This is a genomic window from Frateuria edaphi, assembly GCF_021117405.1.
In the GTDB taxonomy this organism is placed as follows: Bacteria; Pseudomonadota; Gammaproteobacteria; order Xanthomonadales; family Rhodanobacteraceae; genus Frateuria_A; species Frateuria_A edaphi.
In genome coordinates this window covers 111,408-125,742 of sequence record NZ_CP088251.1, presented here as the reverse complement: position 1 = coordinate 125,742, position 14,335 = coordinate 111,408, and the positions used below count along the sequence as shown (strand labels likewise).

Sequence of the window (14,335 nt, the reverse complement as noted above, 5' to 3'; positions counted from 1 at the left end):
AACATCACGCAAGCCCTGGCTCCCTCTCCCCGACGGGAGAGGGAGCCGGTTCGCGTCAGCCCGAGATCGCCAGCCGCTCGGAGCGATAGAGCTGCATGGTCACCAGCGCGGCGATCAGCGCGGCCAGCGAGGTGCCCGCCAGGCACAGCACCAGCGGCAGGGCGCCGACGCCGTCGCCGCGCACCAGGTCGATGATGCCCAGGTGCTGGCCGAGCAGCGGCACGGCGTACATCCAGTCCTGCGGCTTGAGCGGCATCACCATCAGGAAGATGCTCGGCAGGATCGGCACCATCATCAGCAGCGACAGGTAGGTCTGCGCCTCGCGGTAGCTCTTGGCAAACGCGGCGACCAGCGATTGCAGCGCGCCCAGCAGCACGATCAGCGGCAGCTGCAGCAGCAGCACGTGCAGGGCAAAGGACGCTCCCAGATGGACTTCCATGCCGAGCTTCTCGGTCGGAATGAAGCGCCCGACGACCGAGAACGCGATCAGGCAGATCACCAGGCTTGCGGTGGAGAACGCGCAGATCGCCGCCAGCTTGCCCAGGAACACCTTCCAGCGCGGCACCGGGTTGGCAAACAGCGGCTCCAGCGACTGCCGCTCACGCTCGCCGGCGGTGAGGTCGATCGCCAGATACATGCCGCCGATGAAGATGGTCAGCACGAACAGGTACGGCAGCATGTTGAACATCAGCACCGCGCGCGACTGCGCCGTGGCCTGGTCGCGCTTGGCCACGATGACCGGCGAGGCCAGCGCCGGCGAGAGGCCCCGCGCCACCAGGCGCATGGCGCCCTGTTGCCGGGAATAGCCCTCCACCAGCTTGGTCACGCGCTCGACCGGCGTGTTGGCATCGCGCTGGGAGGAGTCGTAGATCACCTCCACCTGCACCGGTTCGCCCTTGCGCCAGGCTTTCGCATAGTCCGGCGAGATGCGCAGCACCAGGTCGGCCTGCTGGTCGCGCACGGCCTGCTCGGGGTTGGCCAGCGCCGGTTGCGGCAGCACGCCGCCGGCCTTCAGCGCGCCGACCAGGTTGGGTGCGTACTGCGCGCCGATCACCGGCACGTTGAGCGGCTGTTCGGCCTTGTCCAGTTCGCGGTTGACCGTGAAGCTGATCAGCATCGTGAACAGCAGGGGCGTCAGCAGCGGACCGGTGAGGAAGGCGCTGGTGAGCGTGCGCCGGTCGCGCAGGTTCTCGCGCACTTCTTTGAGGAACACCGTGACGAACGCGCGGCTGCGGCGCAGCGGGTGGGTCTCCATCTTGTTCATGCGGCCAGTCCCTCATCGGTGCCGATCAGTTTCACGAAGGCTTCTTCCAGGTTCGCCTCGCCGGTCTGCGCGCGCAGCGCGTCGGGGGTCTCGTCCGCCACCACGCGGCCGTGCGCGATCACCACGATGCGATCGCAGAGCGCGGCCACCTCCTGCATGATGTGGCTGGAAAACAGCACGCAACGCCCCTCGGCCTTGAGCTTCAGCATGAACTGGCGCAGTGCGCGGGTGGCCATCACGTCCAGGCCGTTGGTCGGTTCGTCCAGGATCACGTTGCGCGGGTCGTGCACCAGCGCGCGCGCGATCGCGGTCTTCACCCGCTGGCCCTGCGAGAAGCCCTCGGTGCGGCGGTCGGCGATGTCGGCCATGTCCAGCGCCTCGATCAATGCTTCGCGGCGGCTGCGCACCTCCTCGTCCGGCAAGCCCTGCAGATGCGCGAAGTAGTCGATGTTCTCGCGCGCGGTCAGGCGCTTGTACAGGCCGCGTGCATCGGGCAGCACGCCCAGGTGGCGGCGCACGGTGAGCGCGTCGGTGGCCGCGTCCGCGCCGTCGACCAGCACCTGGCCGCGGTCGGGCTTCATCAGCGTGTAGAGCATGCGCAGCGTGGTGGTCTTGCCGGCGCCGTTGGGGCCGAGCAGGCCGGTGATCTCGCCGTCGCGGGCGGTGAAGCTGACGCCGTCGACGGCTTTCACCGAGCCGAACGCCTTGTGCAGGTCCTTGACCTCGATCATGGGGTCGCTCCGTTGAAATCGATGAACAGCGGGGTCGGTTGCAGGCGGTCCAGGCAGCTCGCATCGAGCTTCTTCGGATCGAGCTTCTCGACGAAGTTCTTCACCAGCGTGGGCATGCAGCCAGCGGCGATCACGTTATGGCCCTGGCCGTTGAGTACCAGGTGGCGACCGTTGGAGAGGCCCTCGAGCACCTCCTCGCCGTAGCGCGGCGGCGTCACCGGGTCGAACTGGCCCGACAGGAGCAGCGTGGGGATCGCGGTCTTCAGCGGCTGGTGGAAGTCGGCCGGGCGCGTGCCGCGCGGCCACACCGAGCAGACCGCCTGCAAGGTGTCGATCATGCGCGTACCCAGGATCGTGTTGGCGTCCTGCGGGCGCGGCTTGAGCAGGTCGGCATCCTCGCTGCAGATCACCGATGACTGCATGCCGCCGTTCATGCTGTCGGCCATGTCGCCGCTGATCAGCTTGGCCTGGCCCAGCAGCGGACCGACGTCGCCGTGGGCGGCCGCATCGATCGACAGCGGCAGCAGCGCCGTGGTGACCGGCGAATAGGCGAACAGGCGCACCACGCTGGCGAGCGCGTCGTCGCTCAGCGTGCGCTCGACCGTCTGGTAGTTCTGCGGGTCGCGGAAGCTGACCTTGTGCGGGTTGGCGCGCAACGCATCGCGCAGCTGGTAGAGCGTCTGGTACGAGTCGCCGAAGCGTGCCTTGCACGAAGGTTCGGCGGTGCAGCGGGCAAACTGCGCCTTGAGCGCGTCCTCCAGGTTGCGTGCGAAGTCCTCGCCCAGTACCAGCTGGTTGGGCACCACGCCGTCGAGCAGGATGCTGCGCACGGTGTCAGGGTGATGCATGGCGTACTGCTGCGCCACGCGCGTGCCATAGGACACGCCGACCAGGTCGAAGCTCGGCGCGCCCAGCGCCTGGCGGGCGTCCTCCAGGTCGGCCACCGCGGCGGTGGTGGTGTAGAAGCGCGGGTCGGCCTTGGCCTGTACTTCCTTCAGGCAGGTGACGACCTGGGCGCGCAGGCGCTCGGCGTCGAACCCGGCGACCGCACCGGTCTTGTCGTTCTTGTCAGCCGCCTTGCAGTCCAGCGGGTTGGACTGGCCGGTGCCGCGTTGATCGATCAGCAGCACGTCGCGGTGCGCCAGCAGCGGCTCGAATGCCGGCGCGATCATCGGCCAGGTTTCGGTCGCTGCCTGGCCGGGGCCGCCGGCGAGGAACACCAGCATGTCCTTGGCCGGCACCTGCGCGTCGGAGCGGATCACCGCCAGGTTCAACTTGATCTTGCGGCTGTGCGGATCGTCGCGGTTCTCCGGCACCTCGAACGACGCGCACCACGCGGCCGTGGTCAGCCCGCTGTCGGGGCGGCCCAGTTCGCAGGCCGTCAGCGTGAGCCGACCCCGCTTCCAGGTCGCCGGCTTGGCCGCGGCCTGCGATTTGGCTGGCGCCGTCTCGGCGACCGCATCGGCGGCGTCCGTCGCCGGTGCATGCGGATGGAACTGCTTCCACGCGAGCAGGCCGAGCCCGCCGGCGATCACCACGATGCGCAACACCGTGCGCGATTTCAAAGCCATGTCCTCAACTCCCTTCCCATCCCACAGATGATTCCCAGCCGCACCACTGGATCGGCGCGGGCTCCCATTCGACGTGCAGGCCGATGCGTCCGTCGCGCGATTGCCTTTTCGTCGTGACGCTTGTTCCGTTCAATCCGGCTCGAAGATGTTCTCGATCGGTCGCCCGAAGAGACGCGCGATCTTGAAGGCGAGCGGCAGGCTGGGGTCGTATTTGCCGGTCTCGATGGCATTGACGGTCTGGCGCGAAACGTCCAGCCGCTCGGCCAGGTCCGCCTGCGACCATCCCTGCCCGCCGCGCAGGTCGCGCACCTGGTTCTTCATCGGCGGCGCAGCCTTACCACCAGCACCAGCTTGGCCAACCCGAAGATCCAGAAGAAGCAAGGCAGCACCAGCAGGGCGACCAGTGCGGCCGGCACGCCTTGCAGCACGCCGGCGCTGAGCAACAGCCCGAAGCTCAGGAAGCCGCACGAGGTCAACACGGCTGCCGCGGCCAGCGCCTGCAGGTCGAGCTGCCGCTCCAGCTCGTCCTGTTCGCGGATGACCAGCGCCACGGCACGCATCGCCATCAACACCGGCAGCATGGGCAGCAACGCCAGCAGCGTGCGCAGGCCAACGCTTCCGGTACGCGGCACAAGCCAGCCGTACAGGCCGATCAGCGCACAGTAGCCGGCCATGGCGGGCACGAACCGCGCGAGGTATCGCCTGTGCACCAAGCGCATGGCCACGGCTCAATCCTCGCCGGGCCGACGACGCAGGCGGCGCCATAACAGGACCGCAAGCACGATCAGCACACCGGGAAGCAGGCCGACCAGCAGGCCCGCCTCGAAATCGTCCAGTCGCCCCCGCCACCAGGCCACGCCCAACACCATCAGCACCAATACGGCCAGCAACACGAGCCGCCAGCCCATCGAGCCCCCCTCGCAAGTGGCGCTGCCACCGTAATGGCGAACCAGCAGCCACCAGCGGGCGATGCCGTAACCGATCATCGTCACCGGGAACACCCAGATCAGGATGCTGCCGTCGAGCCGCAGCACGCCGGCTGCCGCCAGGAACCCCCCGACGAGGCTGAGCGCGCCGAGCAAGGCGGTCGAAGCGCCCAGCGCCACCAGGTGCACGCGCTGCTCGAACTCGTCGCTGGTGCCGATCCGCCGCGCCATCAGGCCGATCACGAAAAGCATCGGCAGCACCGGGACCACCGCCAGCACCACCTTCAGCGGCACGCTGGCGGCGGTACGGCTGAGCGGCCAAACCAGCAGCATGGCGGCCATGTACGCCACCATCGCGACCGACAGCTGGCTGCGGTAACGGCTCTCGTTGAAACGCGGCATGTCCGGCTCCCCTGCCGACGGCGCGCCACCTCGGCGGCCTGTCAAGCAAACTTGACACACAGGCTAGGCGGTCACCGCCCAGCGTGTCAAGCACCCTTTACACGAACCGCATATCGGCCTTGCCTCGCGCGACTTGACTGATCAAACTGTGATTGTGATCACAATGTGAAAGATGTGACGCACAGGGGCCAGTGCAGTACAGGGGCGTCCACTCAGGAGCTAACGACCCGCTTTCCGCAAGGGAGACGGCGTTTTGACCCAACCCATACGCGTCAATGGTTTGGCCACCCCCGCCCCTGTTGGCACAGGATTTGCGATGTAGGTCACAAACAAGCGTTGGAAATGCCCAGGCTTGTTGGAAATGCGCGGACGGCAGTCTGGAAGCTTTCTGCAGTGCCTGCGCCGCACCGACCTTTTGTAGTCAGCCGCACCACACCACCTCTAAAGGGAACCAGCATGCCCAAGACTCTTCTTTCCGCCGCATTGATTGCCACCCTGGGCGTCGCCGCCTTTGCACCTAACGCCGCCCATGCCGTCGATGGCACCATCAACTTCAGCGGCACCATCTCCGGCTCGACCTGCACCGTGCAGGTCAACGGCGCCGCCGGCCCGGCCACGGTCACCCTGCCGACGGTTTCCACCGCTGCGCTGAGCGCGGCCGGTAACACCGCCGGTCAGACCGCGTTCGCGATCAACCTGTCCGCTTGCAGCGGCGCGGCGACCAAAGCGTCGACGTATTTCGAGAACGGCCCCAACGTGAATGCCAGCGGCCGTCTGGTGAATACTGCCGTCAGCCCGGCCAGCAACGTCGAAGTGCAGCTGGTGAACAGCGACAACAGCGTGATCACGGCCGGTTCCGCCGCGCCGACCAGCGGTGCGGGTGTTGCCACGATCTCCGCCAGCAAGACCGCCACCTTGAACTACTTCGCCCGCTACTACGCCACCGGCGCCGCCGGTTCGGGCGCAGTCGCGAGCAGCGTGCAGTTCTCGGTGATCTACCAGTAAGCGTAACCATGCGTGCGGCCGGCACGTCCCGGCCGCCGCATGCTCCACGTGAAATTGTTTTTTGCGGCGGAAGCCTTCGATGAAAAGCCTGGTACGTGCCATTCGCGGGGTAGTGGCTGCGCTATGCCTATGTGCGCTGCCTGCGCATGCCAGCGTGGTGATCGGCGGCACGCGCGTGGTGTTCCCCGCGCGGGATGGAGAGGTGACGGTGCGCTTGAGCAACGACAGCGCCCAACCGGCGCTGGTCGAGGCGTGGATCGATCGCGGCGATCCCCATTCGACCCCGGACAAGGTCGACGTGCCGTTCCTGATCACGCCGCCGCTTTTCCGCATGGAGCCGCACAAGGACCAGAGCCTGCGCATCATCGCCACCCAGGCCAACTTGCCGGCGGATCGCGAGTCGCTGTTCTGGCTCAACGTGCTCGAAATTCCCCCCAAGCCCAAGGGCGCGGAGTTTGCGGGCAAGAACCTGCTGCAGTTCGCGATTCGCTCGCGGCTCAAGTTTTTCTATCGTCCGGCCAACTTGCCGGGTGACCTGGCCAAGGCGCCAGCCGAGCTGACCTGGAAGGCTGTGCCCGATGGCGCGGGCTATGCGCTGGAAGTGCACAACCCGACCGCCTACCACATCACCGTCATCAAGGCGTCGCTGGATATCGCCGGTAAACCGTATTCGGCCGACACGGGCATGGTCGATCCCCTTGGTACGCTGCGGTTGCCCGTCACGGGGCTGACGAAGGCACCGGCCACGGGCACGCCGGTGGCGTATGACATCGTCAACGATTACGGCGCCGCGGCACCGTACCAAGGCTCCATAGCGCCATGAATCGGCGGCATGCCATGCGCCACGCGGGTCGCCCGCGTCGGCATGGCGCGTACCGTCGGGCGTTGCTGTGCTCGTGCGTTGCCATCGCATTGGGCGCACCAGTGGACGTCACGCGGGCGGCTGCGCTTGCCGACGCCATGGCTGCCGCGCCGGTCGCAACCGGGGGCTTTGCCGCGGCCGATGCCAGCGGGATCGATGCGAGCCGCGCGGACGCCAGCTTCGATCGCAACCTGCTATCAGGCGCCGGCAGCAACACGACCGACCTGTCGCGCTTCGAACACGGCAACCCGGTGTTGCCGGGCAACTACAACCTGGACATCTATCTCAATACGGTCTGGGTCGGACGCCGCGACGTGCGTTTCGAGGCCGCATCGATGCAGGACAGCGCGACCCCGTGCGTGGATCGCAAGCTGCTCGATCAGTTGGGCCTGCATCCGGCCAAACACTCCGTAGAGCTGCAGGACCAGCTGCAGGATCCGGCCGCCTGCGTAAGCGTCGGCGAGCTGATCCCCGACGCCACGATGAGCGTCGACATGGCCGACTTGCGGCTGGACACCAGCGTGCCGCAAGCCTACCTGGGGCAGATGCCGCGCGGTTACGTCAGCCCTGAATACTGGGATGCCGGCGTACCGGCGGCGCTGCTCAACTACAATTTCAACAGCTATCACAGCAGCAGCCGTGGCCTGAGTCAGACCAGCTCGTACCTGGGCCTGAATGCGGGTTTCAATATCGGGCCCTGGCATTTGCGGCAGGATTCCGCCGTCAACTGGCAGTCGGCCACCGCAGGCGCGCGGGCGCAAAAGCACTGGCAGACCATCGACAGCTACCTGCGCCGCGACCTGCCCTCGCTGCGCGCCCAGCTGACCATCGGTGACAGCTATACCGACGGCGGTGTCTTCGACAGTTTCGGCCTGCGCGGCGTGCAATTGGCAACCGACGACCGCATGTTGCCGGACTCGCTGCGCGGGTATGCCCCTGTGGTTCGCGGTGTGGCCAACAGCAACGCCAAGGTCACCGTAAGCCAGAACGGGGTGCAGATCTACCAGGCCACGGTGGCGCCCGGCCCGTTCACCATCAGCGACCTCTACCCGACCGGCTACGGCGGCAACCTCGATGTAACGGTGACCGAGGCGGACGGCCGCACGCGCACCTTCGCGGTGCCGTATGCGTCGCTGGCGCAACTGCTGCGGCCCGGAACCACCCGTTTCGGTTTCGCAGCGGGCGAGCTGCGCAATCGGTCGCTGCTGGACCGGCCCACCGTGGTGCAAGGCACCGTGCAGCACGGCTTCAACAACCTGGTCACCGGCTACGCCGGCGTCGAGGGCGCGCAGGCGTACGCGGCTGTTGTGCTTGGTGCGGCGCTCAACACGCGCTATGGCGCGCTGGCGTTCGACGTGACCGAGGCGCATGCGCGCATTCCGGGCGGCGCCGATGAGGCTGACTCGAGCCGCTCGGGTCGCAGCATGCGGGTGAGCTACAGCAAGATCCTGCCGGAAACGAACACTTCGCTGTCGGTGGCCGCCTATCGCTATTCGACCAGCGGCTACCTCGACCTGACCGACGCTGCGCTGGCGCGCGACTACGCCCGGCGTGGTCTTGATGCGTTTGGCTACGTGCCGCCGGCGGCCGTCACCCTCATCGACGGGGTGCCGCTGCAGACCGCGCTGACGCCGGGTCAACAGGCCGCGCTGTCCGGCACCGCGATCGACCCGGTCAATACGGCCCGCTTGCAGCGCCAGCGCAACCGCTTCGACCTGACATTGAGCCAGCGCCTGGGCGACCAGGGCGGTTCGTTCTATACCAATGTGTCGGCGAGCGATTACTGGGACCGCGGCGGCACCGACACCCAGTTCCAGCTCGGCTACAACAATTCGTTCGGTCGGCTGAGCTACGGCATTTCGGCCACGCGCACGCGCGATCCGTCCGGCCACTACGACAACGAGTATTTCGCGAGCTTCAGCTTGCCGCTGGGCGATAGCGGGCATGCGCCGAGCCTGAGCCTCAACCTGTCCCGCGATCAGCTGGGCAGCATGCAGGAGCAGGCCATGCTAAACGGCTCGGCCGGCGTGGACAACCAGTTCAACTACGGTGCAACCGTGTCGCATGGCGACAGCGGCAACGCAGGCAGCCTCAACGGCGGCTACCGCAGCCCGTACGCGGTGTTCAACGCCAGCGCCGGCAGCGGCAGCGGTTATTCGCAGACCTCGCTGGGCGTGAGCGGGGCGGTGGTCGCGCATCCGGGCGGCGTCACATTCGGGCAGCCGATGGGCGACACGGTCGGCATCGTGTACGTGCCGGGCGCCACGGGCGCACGCCTGAACAGCGCCACCGGCACGCGCATCGACCGCTTCGGCTATGCGCTGGTGCCCTACCTGACCCCGTACAACCTAAACACCATCGAGATCGATCCCAAGGGCCTGCCGCTGGATGTCCAGCTCGATGCCACCAGCGCCCAGGTTGCGCCGCACGCCGGTGCGGTGGTGTTGCTGAAATTCAAAACGCAGACCGGCCGCCCCGCCATCGTGCGCGCGCGCCTCGCCAGCGGGCAAGCGCTCCCCTTCGGTGCGCAGGTCTTCGGTACCTCGGATATCCCGGTCGGCGTGGTCGGACAGGCGGGACAGATCCTCGTTCGCGGTGTCGATCAAGCCGGCACACTGACCGCACGCTGGCAGGACGATCACGGAGCGACCAAATCGTGCTCGTTCAGCTATCACATCGAGCCGCGCGGCAACGAAGCCCGCCTGGACAAATACCAGGAAGTTAGCGCGACATGTACGCCAACTCCCACGAGCAGCAACACCTGACGCAATAGGCCAAGCTCACTACCCGGGCACTTTGGCATCAGCGCGCTTCAGCGCATGGTGAATCAAATGCCCTGAACAATTCGACGCGAAATTGCGGCATTCCATCCAGGTATTTTCCGTTTCTCTCAAACGCTGCACTTCGTGCCTGAAACCGTCGAGACCGATATGCACCATTCACCCATTGCGACTGTACGAGCCCAGGCACATCGCGCCTGGATCAGCCCATCGCGCCCGGTTTGGGCGGGGTTGTGCCTATTGGCATTTCTGTCGGGCCTGCTTGTCTGGCCGGCGACTGTGGAAGCAGCGCAAGCGCAATGTTATTTCCGGGACGGCAGCGGCAACAACAGCAACGCGATAGATGCCCCGCCGGTGCAAATCGTCACCTTCGACAGCATCACGATTCCGCTCTCCAATCCACCCGCTCCCGGCGGTAGCGCCATCGGCCCCCCGAGGGCTGCCACAGCCAGCAGTGGCACCATCTACATAGCCTGCCAAAATGGTGGCACCGACGGCGGACTGCAGCCGTCTTACGGCACCTATAACCCTGCCAACAACACGATTTACAGCCCCACACCGGGGGTAGCATTTCAAATCTTGCGCTCGGGCAACGCGATACCGTTATATCCAGGCGATTCATTGAGCGGCGGGCTTACGACAAGCTTCACCAACACCACGACGTTCCAGTTGATTTCGACCGGCGTGCTGCCAAGCAATGGAAGCAACATTCCAGCCGGGACGGTCCTTGGCGAATGGCAGTTCGACAACATCTGTACTAAGCCCCGAGTCAAGTCGAACGGTGACTACAACGGCTGCGACACGAACGCAGCCGTTAAAACCGTCATCATCTTTCAATCAGGCGGCGTCACGTTCACTGCCTCCACCTGCAATGTGTCCACGGGCAGCAAAAACGTAACCGTTACCCTGCCGTCCGTGGCTGCAAATGCCTTTGGTGCTGTCGGCGCCACGGCGGGCACGACGCGCTTCGCGATCAACCTCACCGGCTGCTCAACCAACCTGGACGTAAGTGCGACGCTGAGTACCAGCAGTCCCAACGCCGCCAGTGGCGTCATCGACGCTACCACCGGCGCGGGCTACGCCAGTGGCGTAGGGGTCCAGATCCTTCGACCCGACGGCGCCACGCCGGTAACGTTCGACACCGCGTTTCCGACGGGAACCACGAACGGCGCCAACTCCAATTACACGATCAATCTCTATGCCCGGTATTACCAGACCGCGGCGACGATAACGCCTGGCCAGGTTCAAGCCGCGGCAACCTACACGTTGACGTACCAGTAGCGACGATGAGCCCGGCCAGCCCACGATGGGGGCGTGACGTAAGCAAGCACGGAACGGCTCGAGCCATCGGCAGCCTGGCCTGCGATGGGAGCTTCACGGCGCTCGGAGCCAGACGACGCTCTGACGCTCGATTTACCATGTAAGACTGCGGCGCGGCCGGCTTATTCGTAGACGCGGACCACCAGGGTCGGTTGCGCGTCGGCGTAGCTGGCGTGGACGTAATCACTGAAATACCTGAGCACGCGATCAGGCTCGTTGCCCGTGAGGACCGTTCGGGTAACGTCATAACTGCGGTTATGGCTACCCGGGGTCCCGCAGGCGACCCTGCCGCCCGCACCGCCGCCCGCACCGCCATTGCCCGCGCCAGTCTGGATATCGGGGCCGACCGGACACGTGTCCTCGACGATACGTCCGCTGAAATTGACCCGCCCACCATCGGCGTGTGCGCCGGTGGCCACGAGAGCCGCGAAGGTGCCCAGAACGCATGCCAACCAGCGGTTTCGACCACACATAAGCAAATCCTCCGGGCACACGTGAACACGCGTACCTGAAGACGCTTTCGGCATGACCCTCCCGCCCTTTATGGCACGCGACGGGGCCTCCCTCCGAAAGCGCGAACCCCGTCACATTATTGACGGGCCCGGGCTCGGGGGAAGGTTTAGCGGACTGGTGGTGAGCAGGACGCCTGCGCTGGCGGGGTAGTTATCGACGCGGGCGCAACAAACTTGAAAAAGGGGGCGGCTGGCGAGCTTTTTGTAGAAGCCCACTTGTGGGCGATGCTCTTGTCACAGGGTGGAAAAAGAGAGCATCGCCCACAGTGGGCTCCTAACGAGGGTGCGGCAGCGGGCTCAGCGCGACGAGATGTACTTCTCGCGGCGGATCTGCGCGACGGGCAGGCCGTATTCCTTCAACGCGGTGAAGGCGGCATCGACCATGTTGGGGTTGCCGCACAGGTAGGCGATGTCGCGGTCCGCGTGCGGCGCCAGTTCGGCCAGGACGCCCTGCACGTGGCCGCTGCGGTCGTGCGGGCGCGGCACGGCGCGGGGCTGGCGGCTCAGGCAGCCGTGGAAGGTGAAACCGGGGTTTTCCTTGGCGAAGGCCTCGAATTCCTCGCCGTAGAGCAGTTCTTCCTCGTTGCGGGCGCCGTAGAGCAGCACCACCTCGCGATCGCCCCTGGCGAGCAACTGCCGGATCTGCGGCAGCATGGCGCGGTAGGGCGTGACGCCGGTACCGGTGGCCAGCAGCAGGTAGCGCGGGTGGGCGTCGCCCGGGTGCAGGCAGAAGCGGCCGTAGGGGCCGCTGGCCTCGATGGTCTCGCCCGGCTGCAGATTGCCCAGCAGCCGGGTGGCGGCGCCACCCTCGACGTAGCTCACCGCGATCTCGATGCGCATGGTCGGCGAACTGCCGTCGCCCACGGTCGCCACCGAATAGCTGCGCTTGGTCGCCGTGCCGTCCTCGTAGTGGAAGTGCACCTGCAGGAACTGCCCGGGCTGGAAGGCCAGCGGCTGTCCGTCGGCGCGCTCGAACACCAGGTGGCGCACGCTGGGCGCGAGCATGAAGCTGTCGACGAGACGGAGGGTGAAGTGGTCGGCCATGGGATTCCGGAGCGGTAGGCACGCCCGGCGTGAGCGGGGTGCAGGTAAACGACCCCGTATAATAAAGGGCTGGCCCCCACGGTGCAGCCCATGTCCCCTGTTCCCGCACTCGTCGTCGACAACCTGCGCAAGACCTACGGCAACGGCGTCGAAGCCCTCAAGGGCGTCTCGCTGACCGTACAGCAGGGCGATTTCTTCGCGTTGCTCGGTCCCAACGGCGCCGGCAAGTCGACGCTGATCGGCATCCTTTCCTCGCTGGTCAACTCCACCGGCGGCGATGCGCGCATCTTCGGCGTATCGGTCAACCAGCAGCGCAACGAGGCGATGAAGCTGATCGGCCTGGTGCCGCAGGAGATCAACTTCAACCAGTTCGAGAAGCCGTTCGACATCTGCGTGAACGAGGCCGGCTTCTACGGCATCCCGCGCAAGATCGCGGCGCAGCGCGCGGAGAAGTACCTCAAGGAATTGCGCCTGTGGGACAAGGCGCAGCACCAGGCGCGCATGCTCTCCGGCGGCATGAAGCGGCGCCTGATGATCGCCCGCGCGATGATGAACGAACCGCGCCTCCTGATCCTGGACGAGCCGACCGCCGGCGTGGACATCGAGATCCGCCGCTCCATGTGGCAGTTCGTCAGCGGCATCAACGCGGCGGGTACCACGGTGATCCTCACCACGCACTACCTGGAGGAAGCCGAACAGCTGTGCCGCAACATCGCGATCATCGACCACGGCACGATCGTGGAGAACACCACGATGAAGCGGCTGCTGGCGACGCTGGACGTGGAGACGTTCGTACTGGACGTGGTCGCCGCACCGGCCGAACTGCCGGCCATGCCGGGTGTGGTTTTGCGCCACGTGGACGACTACACGCTCGAAGTGGAGATGGCGCGCGAGCACGACCTCAACTCGGTGTTCGCGGCGCTGTCCGGGCATGGCATCACGGTCAAGTCGATGCGCAACAAGACCAATCGCCTTGAGGAGTTGTTCGTCAGGCTGGTCGAGGGCGGGCGGGACAAGGCCGCGTGAGTCATCCGCACGACCGAGCGCACGCAGATCCCCGCATGACCCCGCCGACCACGATTCCTCCCGCATCCACGCCTGCCATCGCTGGCGAAGCCAAAGGCCCAAGCATGAGCAATACCGCCACCAACCTCGTCGCCCTGCACACCATCGTGCGCCGCGAGATCGTGCGCATCATGCGCATCTGGACGCAGACGCTGATCCCGCCGGCGATCACGATGACGTTGTATTTCGTCATCTTCGGCAAGCTGATCGGCAGCCGCATCGGCACCATCCAGGGCGGCTTCAGCTACATGCAGTACATCGTGCCCGGGCTGGTGATGATGAGCATCATCACCAACAGTTACGGCAACATCTCCAGTTCGTTCTTCGGCGCCAAGTTCAGCCGCGCGGTGGAGGAGATGCTGGTCTCGCCGATGCCCAATTGGGTGATCCTGCTCGGCTACGTCACCGGCGCGGTGACGCGCGGACTGGTGGTCGGCGTGCTGGTGTTGCTGATCGCGCTGTTTTTCACCTCGCTGCACGTGGCGCACCCGCTGATCACGTTCTTCTCGGTGCTGCTCGGTGCGACGATCTTCTCGCTGGCGGGCTTCGTCAACGCGGTCTACGCCAAGAAGTTCGACGACATCGCGCTGGTACCGACCTTCGTGCTCACGCCGCTCACCTATCTCGGCGGCGTGTTCTATTCGGTCAACATGCTGGGCGAGCCGTGGCAGGCGATCTCGCGCGCCAACCCGATCCTGTACATGGTCAACGCGTTCCGTTTCGGCGTTCTGGGGATCAGCGACGTGAACATCGGCGTGGCGTTCGTGGTCATGCTGGGCTTCGTGGCGGCGCTGTCGATCGTGGCACTGCAGTTGCTCAAGCGCGGCGTCGGCCTGCGTTCCTGACCCGGCCG

The 14,335-nt window shown here is 66.0% G+C and carries 14 protein-coding genes; 6 read left to right on the top strand and 8 right to left on the bottom strand.

The features are described 5' to 3' along the window. Window positions 1-55: 55 nt before the first annotated feature. From LQ772_RS00625 to LQ772_RS00600, 6 genes are all read right to left on the bottom strand, one after another. Window positions 56-1,264 carry an ABC transporter permease gene (locus LQ772_RS00625; protein ID WP_425600815.1) on the bottom strand — a complete coding sequence of 403 codons (1,209 nt, stop codon included), beginning with the start codon at window positions 1,262-1,264 and terminating at the stop codon, window positions 56-58. Further along, entirely contained in the window at window positions 1,261-1,995 is a 735-nt protein-coding gene (locus tag LQ772_RS00620) for an ABC transporter ATP-binding protein (protein WP_231323031.1), read from the bottom strand. Before LQ772_RS00620 ends, LQ772_RS00625 begins: the two co-directional genes overlap by 4 nt. Next, window positions 1,992-3,566 (bottom strand): alpha/beta hydrolase, encoded by a 1,575-nt coding sequence (locus LQ772_RS00615; RefSeq protein ID WP_231323029.1) that lies wholly within the window; start codon window positions 3,564-3,566, stop codon window positions 1,992-1,994. The genes LQ772_RS00620 and LQ772_RS00615 overlap by 4 nt, the downstream gene beginning before the upstream one ends. A 129-nt stretch (window positions 3,567-3,695) precedes the next feature. Beyond that, entirely contained in the window at window positions 3,696-3,887 is a 192-nt protein-coding gene (locus tag LQ772_RS00610; protein WP_231323027.1) for a helix-turn-helix transcriptional regulator, read from the bottom strand. Then, window positions 3,884-4,285 carry a hypothetical protein gene (locus LQ772_RS00605; RefSeq protein WP_231325828.1) on the bottom strand — a complete coding sequence of 134 codons (402 nt, stop codon included), beginning with the start codon at window positions 4,283-4,285 and terminating at the stop codon, window positions 3,884-3,886. The genes LQ772_RS00610 and LQ772_RS00605 overlap by 4 nt, the downstream gene beginning before the upstream one ends. A gap of 9 nt (window positions 4,286-4,294) precedes the next feature. Further along, window positions 4,295-4,894: a hypothetical protein gene (locus LQ772_RS00600; RefSeq protein WP_231323025.1), complete on the bottom strand. Its 600-nt coding sequence runs from the start codon at window positions 4,892-4,894 to the stop codon at window positions 4,295-4,297. A gap of 456 nt (window positions 4,895-5,350) precedes the next feature. Here LQ772_RS00600 and LQ772_RS00595 point away from each other — a divergent pair, with 456 nt between their 5' ends. The 4 genes from LQ772_RS00595 (at window position 5,351) to LQ772_RS00580 (ending at window position 10,822) form a co-directional block, all read left to right on the top strand. Then, a complete protein-coding gene (locus LQ772_RS00595; protein ID WP_231323023.1) occupies window positions 5,351-5,899 on the top strand; it encodes a fimbrial protein in 549 nt (182 codons plus the stop codon). Window positions 5,900-5,978: 79 nt separating this feature from the next. After that, window positions 5,979-6,722: a fimbrial biogenesis chaperone gene (locus tag LQ772_RS00590; RefSeq protein WP_231323021.1), complete on the top strand. Its 744-nt coding sequence runs from the start codon at window positions 5,979-5,981 to the stop codon at window positions 6,720-6,722. Further along, window positions 6,719-9,526 carry a fimbria/pilus outer membrane usher protein gene (locus LQ772_RS00585; RefSeq protein WP_231323019.1) on the top strand — a complete coding sequence of 936 codons (2,808 nt, stop codon included), beginning with the start codon at window positions 6,719-6,721 and terminating at the stop codon, window positions 9,524-9,526. Before LQ772_RS00590 ends, LQ772_RS00585 begins: the two co-directional genes overlap by 4 nt. 141 nt (window positions 9,527-9,667) lie before the next feature. After that, on the top strand, window positions 9,668-10,822 hold the full coding sequence (locus tag LQ772_RS00580) for a fimbrial protein (protein ID WP_231323017.1): 1,155 nt from the start codon (window positions 9,668-9,670) through the stop codon (window positions 10,820-10,822). A gap of 161 nt (window positions 10,823-10,983) precedes the next feature. Here LQ772_RS00580 and LQ772_RS00575 read toward each other — a convergent pair whose 3' ends face one another. Further along, entirely contained in the window at window positions 10,984-11,334 is a 351-nt protein-coding gene (locus LQ772_RS00575; protein ID WP_231323015.1) for a hypothetical protein, read from the bottom strand. A 336-nt stretch (window positions 11,335-11,670) separates the two neighbouring features. Next, window positions 11,671-12,417, bottom strand: coding sequence for a ferredoxin--NADP reductase (locus LQ772_RS00570; RefSeq protein ID WP_231323014.1), 747 nt, complete (start codon window positions 12,415-12,417; stop codon window positions 11,671-11,673). Between the two features lie 90 nt (window positions 12,418-12,507). On the opposite strand from LQ772_RS00570, the gene LQ772_RS00565 reads away from it, so the two are divergent. Next, window positions 12,508-13,443 (top strand): ABC transporter ATP-binding protein, encoded by a 936-nt coding sequence (locus LQ772_RS00565; protein WP_231323012.1) that lies wholly within the window; start codon window positions 12,508-12,510, stop codon window positions 13,441-13,443. A gap of 104 nt (window positions 13,444-13,547) precedes the next feature. Then, the gene (locus LQ772_RS00560; RefSeq protein WP_231323010.1) at window positions 13,548-14,327 is read left to right on the top strand and encodes an ABC transporter permease; all 780 of its coding nucleotides are present in this window, start codon (window positions 13,548-13,550) and stop codon (window positions 14,325-14,327) included. Window positions 14,328-14,335 lie beyond the last annotated feature (8 nt).

Coding starts and splice junctions, on each gene's coding strand:
- LQ772_RS00625 (WP_425600815.1), bottom strand. CDS start 1,264: ATGAACAAGATGGAGACCCACCCGCTGCGCCGCAGCCGCGCGTTCGTC.
- LQ772_RS00620 (WP_231323031.1), bottom strand. CDS start 1,995: ATGATCGAGGTCAAGGACCTGCACAAGGCGTTCGGCTCGGTGAAAGCC.
- LQ772_RS00615 (WP_231323029.1), bottom strand. CDS start 3,566: ATGGCTTTGAAATCGCGCACGGTGTTGCGCATCGTGGTGATCGCCGGC.
- LQ772_RS00610 (WP_231323027.1), bottom strand. CDS start 3,887: ATGAAGAACCAGGTGCGCGACCTGCGCGGCGGGCAGGGATGGTCGCAG.
- LQ772_RS00605 (WP_231325828.1), bottom strand. CDS start 4,285: ATGCGCTTGGTGCACAGGCGATACCTCGCGCGGTTCGTGCCCGCCATG.
- LQ772_RS00600 (WP_231323025.1), bottom strand. CDS start 4,894: ATGCCGCGTTTCAACGAGAGCCGTTACCGCAGCCAGCTGTCGGTCGCG.
- LQ772_RS00595 (WP_231323023.1), top strand. CDS start 5,351: ATGCCCAAGACTCTTCTTTCCGCCGCATTGATTGCCACCCTGGGCGTC.
- LQ772_RS00590 (WP_231323021.1), top strand. CDS start 5,979: ATGAAAAGCCTGGTACGTGCCATTCGCGGGGTAGTGGCTGCGCTATGC.
- LQ772_RS00585 (WP_231323019.1), top strand. CDS start 6,719: ATGAATCGGCGGCATGCCATGCGCCACGCGGGTCGCCCGCGTCGGCAT.
- LQ772_RS00575 (WP_231323015.1), bottom strand. CDS start 11,334: ATGTGTGGTCGAAACCGCTGGTTGGCATGCGTTCTGGGCACCTTCGCG.
- LQ772_RS00570 (WP_231323014.1), bottom strand. CDS start 12,417: ATGGCCGACCACTTCACCCTCCGTCTCGTCGACAGCTTCATGCTCGCG.
- LQ772_RS00565 (WP_231323012.1), top strand. CDS start 12,508: ATGTCCCCTGTTCCCGCACTCGTCGTCGACAACCTGCGCAAGACCTAC.
- LQ772_RS00560 (WP_231323010.1), top strand. CDS start 13,548: ATGAGCAATACCGCCACCAACCTCGTCGCCCTGCACACCATCGTGCGC.